This is a genomic window from Lentisalinibacter orientalis (genome assembly GCF_040706535.1).
GTDB classification, from domain to species: Bacteria; Pseudomonadota; Gammaproteobacteria; order Steroidobacterales; family Woeseiaceae; genus Lentisalinibacter; species Lentisalinibacter orientalis.
The window spans coordinates 1161905-1174619 of record NZ_JAPDRJ010000001.1 but is presented as its reverse complement, the minus strand read 5'-3'; the positions used below and the strand labels follow the sequence as shown (position 1 = coordinate 1174619).

The following is a 12715-nucleotide window of genomic DNA, read 5'->3' as shown; positions in this document are numbered from 1 at the left end:
ACGGCGGCCGCTACTGCTCGGCCACAAAAATTTTGGAAGACGACGAGATCGCTGTCATCCTGGCCGCCATCGCCCACAGCGATCGCCCGCCGCTGTCGCAATCAGAGATCACGCTGCTTGAGCGCTTCCGCACGCACCTGATACAGGCCATCGAGGTCTATCGTACCTTTCAGAGGGGACTCATGGAGTCTGTCGTCGCGCGCCGCATGCTGGATGCGCTGACCCAGCCGGTGCTACTGATAGACGATACACAGTACGTTCATCACGCGAATACGGCAGCGCTGGACCTTATCGGAGCCGGCAGGGTAGCCGCGGAAAGCAACGGTACCTTTAATTTTCGGCGGGCAAGAGACTCCGGTAGGCTCTCCGCCGCGCTGCGCCAGCTCGGTTTGACCGGGGACCTGCCTCACGAGCAGCGGAGCGGCCGCGTCGCTTTCCGGGTCAGCGATCGGCTTGGCGAGGACAGCCATCTCGTCGTCGCAATCGCCGTCCGGCCGGATGAGTCGATGGCCGTGTTCGGAAAGACTCCCCGGGTCATTCTGCTATTCCATCCGCTTGAAGGACGCAAAGTAATCGATCCACTCATCGTCAGCCATGCTTTCAGCCTTACGCCGGCCGAAGCCCAGGTGGCGGCGGCGATCGCCGCCGGCGCGTCGCTTTCCGAACTGGCCGAAGCACGCGGTGTGAGTCTCGAGACAGTGCGCAGTCAGCTGCGCGGCGTTTTCGCCAAAGTCGGCGTATCCAGGCAGTCGGATCTCGCTCGCGTGCTGTCAGCACTTCCCCAGGAAAATCTTGATTTCAGTCAGACGCTGATCATTCGCTAGGTGACGCCAGGGTCGATCGGCACACTCGACGCGCGCAGAAGACGACTCACCAACTCTGCCTGGCGGCTACAGCCGGTCTTCGCGAGCACCTGCTTCACCTGCGAGCGGATGGTTTCCAGGCCGCATCGGCGCATCGCAGCAATCTCCGCCAACGAGTGGCCGGCAACGAGCAGTGCCGCAACGCCGCTCTCCGCTGCGGTCAGACCGTATTCATTTCGCAGCCAGGAATGGGAAACCACGTCGCTATTCTCGGGATCGACGACAAGGACCACGGCGAAGCGTCTCTGGAAGGGGTCGAGCCGGCGCTGCAGTGGGCAGACGTAGAGCCGATACGCCGTGCGGCCGGATGGGCGGTCAGCACGGATAGCCGGGTTCTCCATGGTGGTCGGAGCGTGCCGCCCGGCGAGCGTCGCGCCAAGGGCACGGAGCAGGCTTTCGGCAGCAACAGCATCCCGCAGATCGAGATGTCCCTTTTCATCGGTTATCCCGTCGCGCTCCCGCAGCATCGCTGTGGCCAGATCGTTTGCGGCGATAATCCGATAATGGTCGTCGATGACGAGACCGGCACACCGCAGTGACTCAAGGAGGCACTCGGCGGTTCTGATCGTCGCCTCCTCGGAGATCTGCAGGGACAACTCGATGCTTCGGCGCACGTGCGGCGCGAGACGCATGAGGTAAGCGATCTCTTCCGGCTGGAAATGACCCGCTGACTTCGGGCGGAAATGGACGACTCCCGTGATGCGCTTGCGATCCTTCTGCAGCACGGTGCCGGCATAGTAGGCCACGTCCAGCGGTATGGCATGTTCCTGGTAGAACAGGCTGCGGCGCATCTCCGCCTCACTGGTGTGCCGGTAGTCGTAGATGGGCTCGAACTCTTCTACGGTGGCGGCATGGTTCACGCGCAGTTGTTCGCCGCGGCTCACCAATTCCTCGAACTCCGCCATGGCATTGGCGTTCGGGAGTCCGGTCACCACATCCTCGAAGGTGTCTCCCGTCCCGATACCGACACAGGTTAGCTGACCTGCCGGCGCCCGCACCGGTTCGCCCATCGCTATCAGAGTGTTCGCCCATTGCCGGCCATCGATCGCGCAGTCGTAGATACGCCCGACGAGGTCGTCCCACGTCTCTTCGGAAATGATGCTCCCGAGCGTCCCTGCCATCGCCGCCTTCCTCCAGAAAGCCACCGGCATACCAGTTTTTGCAGAGCAACAAGCAGGATTCGTACCGGCCGGAAGAAATTCCTGAACCATCACTGGCTTAGTGGCAAATTGGGAAGACTCGAGATGCGCAAGTTGTCAGAAATCCCGACATTCACTTCTCGTAGGAGGGGCTTTAGCCCCGATTCATTATCCAATCGGGCCTGAAGGCCCTCCTACATTATCTCCGCGTGATCGGTCTAGCGTAGTGCACCGTCTCGCCTTCGAAGCGCACGCAGCCCTGCTCCACCAGCGCGTCGACCAGCGCCTGTACCTCGCCGAAGTCGAGCTCCCGGCCGAAGTGGGAATGCACCAGGCGCATTAGGGTGCGGCGGCGGCGGGGACGTGCCAGCCCGCGGGAGTGGAGGTTGCGGATCACCTCGGTCACCCGCTCTTCCCGGGAACTCGCCGTGGCCGCGCCGAGGAACGGCAGTTCCGCGAGGCTCCTCGCCCGGCGCACGCGCATGCCCTCTGCCTGCAGCTGGGCGATGAATGCGTCGAAGGCGTCGTCGGGCGAGACGACGTGCAGTCGCCCCTCCGGATCCCGCTCGGCAAGACGCCCGAGATAACAGGCGATGTGCAACTCCAACGCGCGGCGGCCGTCGCCGGCCACGGGTACGTAAGTCGCCCGGTCGCCAAGGGCCTGCACTGAGGAGACGAGGTCGAAGGGCAGGCTCGCCTCGGGGTCGCCGACGAAGAGGAAGACGCGCACCGGGCAAGCCTGCAGCGGCGCAAGGTCGTCCGGCTGCACGTTCTCGTAATCGATGAGGATGTAGTGAGTCCCCATGAGGCCCTGCCGAAGGACACGTACGCTGTGAGCTTACCACCGTTCGGACTCGACACGGCTTTTGTGAAGGACTAGGGTGTTCGGTATCGAAGCAACTCTGTGTCGCTTCCCGTCCTCAATCGAACGCGTCCGGTCGCGGAAGCGACGCGATTCGAGATACGGGGGAGACTATGTCCAGAGTATGCATCGGGGCGCGCCCGCGCCCAATCCTTCTATTGATTCTGCTCCTTTTCACCGCCCTGGCATTCGCCGCCACGACCGTGGCCGCGGACCCGGTCCGCATCAAGGCGAAATCCAAAGGCAAGTTCTGCATCAGCAAGGCCGACCGCGGCTGGGGCAACGGCACGAACATCGTGCTTATGCGCTGCAACGATGCCACGGCAGAGATGGTCGTCTGGGAGTACGACCGGCGCAGCGGTTACCTGCGCAGCGCGTCGAATTCCGGCAAGTGCTTGCACAAGCGCGCGCCCGGCTGGAAGAACGGCAACAACGTGCATCTATGGGACTGCAGCGCCGGGGACAGCAACGCAAAGACCTGGATCTACGAGAAGTCCACCGGCTACATCCGCGCCGCCGGTAACCGCAGCAAGTGCCTGCACAAGAAGTTTCCTGACTGGACCAGCGGGAACAACATCCACCTCTGGGACTGCGACGCCGGGCCGAAGAAGAACAAGACGTGGAAGCTGAAGGGCTATGGCGGAAGCGTTAGGGACATGTTCCGCGCCGCAGGCGACGAATCCGACGTCCAGCGCTACTACGTGCGCAACGAGCACGGCCTTTGCCTCACGGTCAACGTGTTCGACCAGACGAAGAGCCGCAAGCAGAAGGCGAAGCGGGTGCTGAAGACGGTCTTCGATCCGCGTGAGCATGCGAAGAACGTCGCCGGCATCAGCGGCGCCATGTTCCTCGGGCCCGGCGGCCCCGAGCTGATCACGACGGTCCGCGCCATCAAGCGCAAGCGCAAGCTCGAGGCCGCCTGGAAAGGCGATACGAAACAGGGCATGGGCGTCACCCTCCTCGAATGCGGCGCCGTCGATCCCGAGTACCAGAAGTTCATCCGTGACGGCCGCTACCTGCGCACCCGGGACGGCAAGCACTGCCTGAAGGCGAAGGACGGTCAGGCGACGGACAACGGCGGCCGCGTCCAGATCGGCTCCTGCAAGCGCCAGCAGCGCGCGGCGTGGTACGTCGACGAACGCGAATTCAGGAACGGCAAGGGCAAGTGCCTGGACGTCCATCGGCCCGACCGCACCAGGGAAGGCGCGAAGGTCCAGCTGTGGAACTGCACCGGGCGCTCGCAGCAGAAGTGGAACCTGTCGTACTGACGGCATGCGTATCGCCGGATCGCTCGTCGCTGCCGCCACCCGGGGCATTACCAGCCAGGGAGGACACACCATGAACCGTTATCTGTTGATCGTTCTTGCCGTGACCATCACGGCCTCATGCCTGCTGCTGCCACGCGCGGCCGTCGCACAGGAAGCCTGCGCGAACGCCGTCCAGGGCAGGATCGCCTGGGACCGGAAGGGCTCGACCCGCTGGAACCGCAGCAATATCGACCGCCTCTGCAAGGGCGCGGAGTCGAGCAAGGAGCCGGCACGGTGTTTCGACCGGGTCATGCACGGCGGCGTGAAGCGCGGCGACGGCGGTGCCTGGGGGTGGCGCAAGGCCGTCGAACTCTGCCAGGGCACCTACGATGCCGGGGCGCGCATCGACTGCTACCAGGAACGGGTCGGCGGCGGCAGCAGCATCGACGCCGCCATCCGCGGCTGCCGCAATATCGCCCGCACGCCCGGGCGCATCGCCCACAGGGACCGGGAAGTCAGCAAGGCCGACCACGAGCCCATGGTGCTCGCCGACCCGAACCTGAGCAATAAGGTGGTGACCGCGCCGAACAAGGGCGGGGACGGCAACAAGCCCGTGGTCCGGCCGCAGATCGACAGCGACGCGATGCGCAAGTCCATTGCGAAGCAGGCGACGCAGAACCAGCGCCGGCGTGAGCAGGACCGCAACCGCCGCTGCCAGCAGGTCTCGCTGATCCGCGGGCGCATCGAGCTCGAGGGCGCCGAGTCCGGCGGCGACGTGCTGCGATTGCAGGGCTGCCTCGGCCAGCCGGATCCCGACGATGTGCAGATCTGGGTGCGCTCCGGGGAGCGGATCGAGAAACACCGCGGCCGATTCAGCGGTACTTCCGCCTCCGTCAGCAACGCCCGGCTGGCGGCGAGCCGGGGCGCGCAGGCGACGCTGGTGCGGACCCGCGGCGACGAGACCTACCAGCTTGTGCCCTGGGTGGACGTCGAACGGGTCACGGCGGATGCGGACGGGGACGGCCACGACGCCCCGCGCTGGGGCGGCGACGACTGCGACGACAGCGACGCCAGGCGCTTCCCCGGTAACGCGGAGATCCCCGACGAACGCCACGTCGACGAGGACTGCGACCCGTCCACCTACGGCAAGGTCGACGACGACCGCGACGGCTTCTACTCCGACGAGTACTGCAACCGGGCCGGCGACGGCTCGATGAACTGCGGGACCGATTGCGACGACAGCCTGTCCAACGTGAATCCGCGGCACAACGACACCCCGGGCGACGGCCTCGACAACGATTGCGACGGCGAGATCGACGGTTGACCGATGACACGGACGGCAGCACCGGGCGCCGGTGCTGTCGCGACCAGGCCGGATTCGGCCGTAGCCCGGAGCGCGTTTCCCGGTCGGGAAAAACGGGTACACTGCCGGCGGGCCCAGGCGGGGAAGCGCCTTGTCGAAGAAGAACATGCTCGATACCCGCAGGGGTCGCCTGACCACCTTCGGCATCCTCTACATCTGCGAAGGCATACCGCTCGGGTTCGCCGCCGTGGCCATCGCCACTTACATGCGCCGGGCCGGCGTGGACGTGGCCCAGGTGGGCGCCTTCGTCGCGTCGTTCTACCTGCCCTGGGCGTTCAAGTGGGCGTGGGCACCGGTGGTGGACCTGGTGACGCTGAACCGCTTCGGCGGCCGCAAGGCGTGGATCGTGCTTTGCCAGGTGCTGATGATCGTGACGCTGTATTTCGTCGCCCAGCTCGACTACACGCAGCACTTCGACCTGCTCATCACGATGGTGATCGTGCACAATGTGTTCGCCGCCACCTGCGACGTGGCCATCGATTCGCTCGCGGTGAGCAGCCTGCGCGAGGACGAACGCGCCCAGGGCAACGGCTTCATGTTCGCCGGCGCCTACATCGGACAGGGGCTCGGCGGCGGGGGCGCCATGTTCGTCGCCGGACTGTACGGCTTCGACGTCTCCTTCCTCTACGTTGCCCTGCTGCTCTGCCTCGTGCTGACCTTCGTCGTGTTCTTCGTGCGGGATCCCGCCGCCGGGACCGCGGCGGCCGCGCGATTGCACGGCGTGTGGCAGGCATTCCGCGATTCCGTCACCGGGTTCGCGCGGGAGCTCGGCATCGGCCTGTTCCGCTCCGGCAAGGGCCCGCTGATCGGCGTGGCCTTCGCGCTGACGCCGATCGGCGCCATGGCGCTCTCGGGTGCGGCCTCCACCGCCCTGCAGGTGGACCTCGGCATGAGCGACAGCCAGATCGGCACGCTGAACATCTACGCCATGATCACCTCGGGCGCCGGCTGCGTGGCGGGCGGATGGCTCGCCGACCGGCTCGGCAAGCGCAGGATGCTGGCGCTGTTCTACGCGCTGACCACGCTGCCCACGCTATGGCTCGCCGTGGCTCTCGGCGGCGGCACCGGCGTGGAAGGGGTCACCATCAACCAGTACTTCGCCGTCGCCATCGCCTTCTACCTCTGCATGGGCCTGCACTACGGCGTGGGCGCGGCCATCTTCATGGGGCTCACCAACCCGGCGGTGGCGGCCACCCAATTCACCGGCTTCATGGCGCTGCAGAACCTGACCATCTCCTACTCCAATGCCTGGCAGGGCGTGGCCGTCGATGCCTGGGGCTACAGCGCCATGTTCTACCTGGACGCGGCGCTGGTTGCGGTGCCGATCCTGCTGATCCCGTTCCTGACCGACCGCCAGCCGCAGGAGGCGCCGCCGTCGCCGGCCCGCCCACTCCCGGAGGCCAGCTAATAATGCAGGAGGGGCTTCAGGCCCGATTCATTAATGATCGGGCCTGAAGGCCCTCCTACATGCGATCGACGGACACGAACCGCTCGCGGCTGAGCTCCACATCCCCGTCGTCCCAGCGGTAGGCCACCAGCTTGCCGCCGGGTTTGGCCACGCTGTAGTCGAGGCAGGCGATGTTGGGCGCCAGCGGTTCCGGCTCGCCTTCCAGCCAGTAGTGACCCACGAAGCAGGGCGGGTCGTCGTGGGAGTACTCGACGAGGTGGTCGCCCTCGATGGGGTCGTCCGGGATATGGGTCTCCACCGACTCCGGCCCGAAGTGGGCCTCGCGGTAGGTGGTGGCGTGGGAGTCCCACCAGCGCACCCGGATGCGATGGCGGTGGTTGCCGCTCTTGTCCCGCACGGACTTGCCCTCCGGCAGGTCGATCTCCTTGCCCTTCAGCAACGAGTCGATGGCCTCGTGCTGCCAGGTGCCCGGCGCGCTGCCCGCCACCAGGAACTCATCGGTGAGATGCTGCCCGTCCACCTCCGCGCGCACCTCGGACAGGAGATGCGGATCCCAGCAGGCATGGATCACCCTCAGCGCGCCCAGGTCCAGCCACAGCGGCAGCGTGCGGAACCAGTCGAGCGTCGCGCGCATCTCGTCCTCGCGGCCCTCGTAGGCGTTGATGAAGGCGTCGTGCTGGTCCCGGTTCTTCTTCGACCAGGGCCTGAGCGGCTCGCCCGTGTCCGGATGCGGCGTGTGGAAGCCCAGCGCGTTGAATTCGTGGTTGCCCATCACGGCCAGCGCGGTGCCCGCCTCGATCATGGGCCGCACGACGTCGATGACCTCCCGCTGGTGCGGGCCGCGGTCGATGAAGTCGCCGAGGAAGATCACCTCGCGGGTGGGGTGGCGCCAGATGCCGTCGCGTTCGGCGTAACCCAGCTTGTCGAGGAGGCGGACGAGCGGGTCGGCGTAGCCGTGGATGTCGCCGATGAGGTCGTAGCCTTGCGGCGGTGGACGGTTGGTCATCCACTCAGTGTACTGTCTGTGCGCTTCAAATCCGCGGAAATTTCGCGCAGTATAGAGGCACAATGGCGCACGCCGCTCAGGGAAGGCAGCGGCGATGCAGCCGCTACCGGCTCGAAAGAAGAACAAGGATCGGGGGAGATTTCGTGCGCGTTAGGGACGTCCCGTCCACGCTTGCCGCCACCTCGGCGCCCGACGCCGACGGACGGCTTCGCCCGCTCCATCCGGCCATCTTCGACGCCACCCATCCCACCGTCGCTCTCCGAGCGAATCCCGAACGACCCCCACCGGGGAGGAGAAGACGATGCTGAGAAAGTCACTCGCGATACTCATGCTCCTGGCCCTCGTGCTGCCCGGCATGGCAGCCGCCGACGCCCTGACCAGGATCATCCAGCAGGACCTCGCCGCGCTCGGCTACGAGACCGGCAACACCGAGGGCGAGATGACCACCGAGACGGTGGTGGCCATCTCGAAGTTCCAGGCGGAGAATGGCCTGGAGGTCACCGGCGAGGCTTCGCCGCAGCTCGCCGGCGTGATCAAGTCGAAACTGAAGGAAGGCAATTCGGCGCCCGCCGCGGCGGCGGCCCCGGCTGCGCAGCCCGCCAGGGATCCGGCGGCCCTGCAGGCCGCCCAGCAGGCCTGCCTGCAGGAGAAGATCGCCGCCGCCCAGGAAGCGAACCAGAAGAAGCGCGGTTTCGGCAGCCTGATGCGGGCCGCCACCCGCGTGGCCGGGCGCTTCGGTGGCGAAGCCGGCGCGGACATCGCCCGCACCACCCGCGACATCTACGACGTGAACGCCACCGCCGCGGATCTCGAATCCGCTGCAAAGGATCTCGGCATCACCGAGAGCGACATCGAGTCTTGCCGTAACCCGTAGACACAGACGCCCCGGGAACACGGGGACCGAGGAACTGCCATGAGCCAAGTTGCCAACACCGGCGCATGCCGTATGAACAGGCTGTACACCGCGCTGGTCGCGGCCGCTGCCCTGTTCGCACAGTCCGCTGCATACGCGCAGTCGCTGGACGCCCCGGAGAGCGTCTGCGCAGGAGAGGGGTTCGAGGTCCGGTGGACGGGCCCGGACGGACCCCGTGACCGCATCGGCCTCGCCGAACCGGCCGCCCCGGCCGACCGCGCCGTCAGCTCCCGGCTGACCAGCGAGGGCAACCCGGCCGAACTGCGTGCGCCGATGGAGGAAGGCGTCTTCGAACTGCGCTACCTGCAGGGAGAGCCCGGATCCGTGCTCGTCCGGCGCGGCATCAACGTCGTGGATTGCCCGGTCTCGGGCATGGCACCCGCGCCGGAGCGCATGGCCGGCGTCAACAAGGCCGTGCTCGTCTCGGGCGTCCAGACCCACTACGGCGACGTCGTCCACGAGCAGTCGCCGTTCGGAGAGTTCGACGGCACCATCGATGCGCTCTGCGGCGCGAGCGATACGATCGGTTGGGCGCTGAATGCGATCATCGACAGGATCGAGCTGAGCATGACGGAGGCAGGGTCCCCGATCACCTTCGACACGGTCGAGCGGCTGCCGGGCGCACCGACCCGGGCAGGCATCACCGAGGGCCTGCAGGTGGCTCGTGACAAAGTCTGCAGCCTGGAGGACAAGCCCCCCCAGGTCCAGCCGTTCGCCATTACCTACGCCTACTGCCGAATGGCGATGGTGACCCCGCATCAGGTCATGGACATTCATCTGCCGCCGGAGATCGGCACCGGGACGATGTCGGCGGCGGATTTCCTCGAGGGTGAGGCGATGCAGGTCACGCTGCGCCGGAGCTTCGATGCTTCGGCGATGGTGACCGGATCCGGGTGGAGCACCAAGGTGGACATGCACTCGCCGACGCCCGGCGGACCGCGCATCGGTTACCCCACCACCCGCTACGAATTCGCCTACGAGGGCGGTCTCGGCGGCGGCGGCATGGTGCCGTTCGCTGACATGGTCTCCACCCGGAGCACCGGCACCGTCTGGGTGTCCGACGCAGTGCCGGGACTCGGCATCGTCCGCACGTTCTACGAGAACCTCACCACCGAGGTGCCGCCCGACATGGCCGAGAACTCGTTCTTCGCGGGCCTGCTCAACAACCTCGTCGGCATGCTGCGCAACGGTCTGCCGCTCGAGATCGAGCAGACGATCGAATCGAAAGTCATGGGCAGGACATCGATGAGCGGCCGCTCGCACTCGATCGTCACGGATGTCAGGCTGGTCGAATTCCGGCCTGAATGGTGCGGAGAGAGCCTGCTGCCACCCGATATGCCGGTGCGCGACATCGATCAGGAGATGGCGGAGGCGATGGGCGGGGCCGGCGCGTCATCGCCGGAGATGGCCGAGGCCATGAAGGAATACGAGGAGGCCATGAAGAACATGACGCCCGAGCAGCGCCGGATGATGGAACAGATGGGCATGGGCAACATGATGGAGCAGATGATGGGCGGCGGCGCGCAGGGCGCGCCGGCAGCGGCCGCCCCGCCGAAGCAGGCACCGGGCGGCGCGGGCCCCGCGCTCTCCGAGGCGCTGCGCACCGGTGACACGGTGGAGACCGCCCAGAACTATCTGCAGGCGCTCGGCTACGACACCGGCGGCGCGAGCGGCGAGATGAACATGGAGACCACCATCGCCATCTCCCAGTTCCAGGCGGAGAATGGCCTGGACGTGACGGGCGAGGTGAGCCCCCAGCTGCTCGGAGTCCTCGCCGCGGAGGTGGACCGCCTGTAGGAGGGCCCGTAGGAGGGCCTTCAGGCCCGACGGCCCGATGGTTCGATGGATCGGGCCTGAAGGCCCTCCTACAGCGGGTGATGCCGGGTCAGCAGACGATCCAGCTGATTCGCAAACGCCTGCTTGTCACGCTGGCTGAACGCCGCCGGGCCGCCGCCCATCTCCACGCCGCTCGAGCGCATGGTGTCCAGGAAGTCGCGCATGTTGAGCCGCGCGCGGATGTTCTCGGTGGTGTGCAGCTCGCCGCGAGGGCTGAGCGCCTGGGCGCCCTTTGCGATGACCTCCGCCGCCAGCGGGATGTCGCTGGTGATCACGAGGTCGCCGGGCGCCGCACGCTTCACGATCTCGTCGTCGGCGACGTCGAACCCGTGGGACACCTGCAGTGAGTTGACGTTGGCCAGCTTCGGCGTCGCCACCGGCTGATTCGCCACCAGCGTCACTTCCACGCCCGTACGCTTCGCGGCCCGGAACAGGATCTCCCGCACCACCACGGGACAGGCGTCGGCGTCCACCCAGATCTTCATGCGCGCATTATGACCTACGGACGAGGCAGGAGGACCCGTAGGAGGGGCTTTAGCCCCGATCAATTAATAATCGGGCCTGAAGGCCCTCCTACATTGGTGCGGTTTCTGTTACAGTGCGCGCAGCCTGGCGCACATCGGTCTGCGCCAATCACTCCGCAGCGCACCCTGCGCTCCCGGAGTCACACCCAAAGAATCCAGTCTGGGCCGAACCGTGCGCGACTCCGTCGTGCTGCGGGTCAGACGAACCGGAGTAACTATCCATGCTTTTTTCTGAACTCGGCCTTTCGGCCGAATTGCTGAGTGCTGTCGAAAAACAGGGTTACCGCGAGGCGACCCCCATCCAGCGCGAGGCCATACCGCCCATCCTCGAAGGCCGCGACATCCTGGCCAGCGCCCAGACGGGCACCGGCAAGACCGCCGGTTTCACGCTGCCGCTGCTGCAGCGGCTCATGGCATCGCGGCCCGGCGGCAAGCGCCGCATCCGCGCCCTGATACTCGTGCCCACGCGGGAACTCGCCGCCCAGGTCAGCGAGAGCGTCAGGAACTACGGCTGCCACCTGCCCACCCGCTCGCTGCAGATCTTCGGCGGTGTCAGCATCCGACCCCAGATCAAGCGCCTGCGCGACGGCGTGGACATCGTCGTCGCCACGCCGGGCCGGCTGCTGGACCACGTGGAGCAACGCACCATCGACCTCTCGGGCGTCGAGATTCTGGTCCTGGACGAGGCGGACCGCATGCTCGACATGGGCTTCATCCGCGATATCCGCAAGATCCTGAAGCTGCTGCCCACCGAGCGGCAGAACCTGCTGTTCTCCGCCACCTTCTCGCCGGAGATCCGCAGCCTCGCCGCGGACTTCCTGAAGTCCCCGGTGGAGATCTCGGTGGCGCCGCGCAACACCACGGCGGACCGTGTCATCCAGCTCGTGCACCCGGTGGACAAGGCGCGCAAGCGCGAGCTGCTGTCCCACCGCATCGGCGCGGAGAACTGGCGCCAGGTGCTCGTCTTCACGCGCACCAAACACGGCGCCGACCGGCTGTCGAAGCAGCTGTCGGCCGACGGCCTGGACGCGGCCGCGATTCACGGCAACAAGTCCCAGGGCGCGCGCACCAAGGCGCTCGCGGACTTCAAATCCGGCAGGATCCGCGTGCTGGTGGCCACCGACATCGCGGCCCGCGGGCTCGACATCGACAGCCTGCCCCACGTGGTGAACTACGAGCTGCCCCACGTGCCGGAGGACTACGTGCACCGCATCGGCCGCACGGCCCGCGCGGGCCTGGACGGCCACGCCGTCTCGCTTGTCTGCGTGGACGAGGACAGACTGCTGCGCGACATCGAGCGGCTGCTGAACGTCCGCATCGACAAGGAAGTGATCCCGGGCTACGAACCGGACCCGCGCATCCGGCCGGAGCCGCTGACGACCGCACGCCAGCAGCGCCCGCAGCCGCGGCGCAACGGGCCGCGCCGGCAGAATAACCAGTCCCGGGGCCGCAAACGCGCGTAGGAGGCCTCGTAGGAGGGGCTTTAGCCCCGATTCATACGTAAATCGGGGCTAAAGCCCCTCCTACAATTCTGACGGGGCTGTGCGATCATTC

Annotated in this window: 11 protein-coding genes; 7 read left to right on the top strand and 4 right to left on the bottom strand. The window is 66.6% G+C overall.

From position 1 onward, the window contains the following. Window positions 1-32: 32 nt before the first annotated feature. The gene (locus ACJMK0_RS05235) at window positions 33-824 is read left to right on the top strand and encodes a helix-turn-helix transcriptional regulator (RefSeq protein ID WP_405236184.1); all 792 of its coding nucleotides are present in this window, start codon (window positions 33-35) and stop codon (window positions 822-824) included. Here the strand turns inward: ACJMK0_RS05235 and ACJMK0_RS05230 are convergent. Both ACJMK0_RS05230 and ACJMK0_RS05225 read right to left on the bottom strand, forming a co-directional pair. Further along, window positions 821-1984 (bottom strand): helix-turn-helix transcriptional regulator, encoded by a 1164-nt coding sequence (locus tag ACJMK0_RS05230; protein WP_405236182.1) that lies wholly within the window; start codon window positions 1982-1984, stop codon window positions 821-823. The two genes, ACJMK0_RS05235 and ACJMK0_RS05230, sit on opposite strands and share 4 nt — an antisense overlap. Window positions 1985-2201: 217 nt before the next feature. Then, window positions 2202-2807, bottom strand: a complete 606-nt coding sequence (locus ACJMK0_RS05225) for a PIN domain-containing protein (protein ID WP_405236180.1) — start codon at window positions 2805-2807, stop codon at window positions 2202-2204. Window positions 2808-3022: 215 nt separating this feature from the next. Between ACJMK0_RS05225 and ACJMK0_RS05220 the strand changes: the two genes are divergently transcribed. From ACJMK0_RS05220 to ACJMK0_RS05210, 3 genes are all read left to right on the top strand, one after another. Further along, on the top strand, window positions 3023-4132 hold the full coding sequence (locus tag ACJMK0_RS05220) for an RICIN domain-containing protein (RefSeq protein WP_405236178.1): 1110 nt from the start codon (window positions 3023-3025) through the stop codon (window positions 4130-4132). 4 nt (window positions 4133-4136) lie between these two features. Beyond that, window positions 4137-5435 carry a MopE-related protein gene (locus ACJMK0_RS05215; protein WP_405236176.1) on the top strand — a complete coding sequence of 433 codons (1299 nt, stop codon included), beginning with the start codon at window positions 4137-4139 and terminating at the stop codon, window positions 5433-5435. Window positions 5436-5565: 130 nt separating this feature from the next. Next, window positions 5566-6882: an MFS transporter gene (locus ACJMK0_RS05210; protein ID WP_405236174.1), complete on the top strand. Its 1317-nt coding sequence runs from the start codon at window positions 5566-5568 to the stop codon at window positions 6880-6882. A 55-nt stretch (window positions 6883-6937) separates the two neighbouring features. Here the strand turns inward: ACJMK0_RS05210 and ACJMK0_RS05205 are convergent, their stop codons facing one another. Continuing rightward, the gene (locus tag ACJMK0_RS05205) at window positions 6938-7888 is read right to left on the bottom strand and encodes a metallophosphoesterase (protein WP_405236172.1); all 951 of its coding nucleotides are present in this window, start codon (window positions 7886-7888) and stop codon (window positions 6938-6940) included. Window positions 7889-8189: 301 nt separating this feature from the next. Between ACJMK0_RS05205 and ACJMK0_RS05200 the strand changes: the two genes are divergently transcribed. Continuing rightward, complete coding sequence (locus ACJMK0_RS05200) at window positions 8190-8762, top strand: peptidoglycan-binding domain-containing protein (protein ID WP_405236170.1); 573 nt, start codon at window positions 8190-8192, stop codon at window positions 8760-8762. 39 nt (window positions 8763-8801) lie between these two features. Further along, window positions 8802-10598 (top strand): peptidoglycan-binding domain-containing protein, encoded by a 1797-nt coding sequence (locus ACJMK0_RS05195; protein WP_405236168.1) that lies wholly within the window; start codon window positions 8802-8804, stop codon window positions 10596-10598. 68 nt (window positions 10599-10666) lie between these two features. Here the strand turns inward: ACJMK0_RS05195 and ACJMK0_RS05190 are convergent, their stop codons facing one another. Beyond that, on the bottom strand, window positions 10667-11122 hold the full coding sequence (locus ACJMK0_RS05190; protein ID WP_405236166.1) for a YaiI/YqxD family protein: 456 nt from the start codon (window positions 11120-11122) through the stop codon (window positions 10667-10669). A 260-nt stretch (window positions 11123-11382) separates the two neighbouring features. Here ACJMK0_RS05190 and ACJMK0_RS05185 point away from each other — a divergent pair, with 260 nt between their 5' ends. Next, complete coding sequence (locus ACJMK0_RS05185; RefSeq protein WP_405236164.1) at window positions 11383-12624, top strand: DEAD/DEAH box helicase; 1242 nt, start codon at window positions 11383-11385, stop codon at window positions 12622-12624. Window positions 12625-12715: the final 91 nt, after the last annotated feature.

What these genes read in the sequence shown, in the direction of transcription:
- ACJMK0_RS05200 (WP_405236170.1), top strand. Translation starts at nt 8,190, where the DNA reads ATGCTGAGAAAGTCACTCGCGATACTCATGCTCCTGGCCCTCGTGCTG.
- ACJMK0_RS05190 (WP_405236166.1), bottom strand. Translation starts at nt 11,122, where the DNA reads ATGAAGATCTGGGTGGACGCCGACGCCTGTCCCGTGGTGGTGCGGGAG.
- ACJMK0_RS05185 (WP_405236164.1), top strand. Translation starts at nt 11,383, where the DNA reads ATGCTTTTTTCTGAACTCGGCCTTTCGGCCGAATTGCTGAGTGCTGTC.
- ACJMK0_RS05215 (WP_405236176.1), top strand. Translation starts at nt 4,137, where the DNA reads ATGCGTATCGCCGGATCGCTCGTCGCTGCCGCCACCCGGGGCATTACC.
- ACJMK0_RS05230 (WP_405236182.1), bottom strand. Translation starts at nt 1,984, where the DNA reads ATGGCAGGGACGCTCGGGAGCATCATTTCCGAAGAGACGTGGGACGAC.
- ACJMK0_RS05195 (WP_405236168.1), top strand. Translation starts at nt 8,802, where the DNA reads ATGAGCCAAGTTGCCAACACCGGCGCATGCCGTATGAACAGGCTGTAC.
- ACJMK0_RS05225 (WP_405236180.1), bottom strand. Translation starts at nt 2,807, where the DNA reads ATGGGGACTCACTACATCCTCATCGATTACGAGAACGTGCAGCCGGAC.
- ACJMK0_RS05205 (WP_405236172.1), bottom strand. Translation starts at nt 7,888, where the DNA reads ATGACCAACCGTCCACCGCCGCAAGGCTACGACCTCATCGGCGACATC.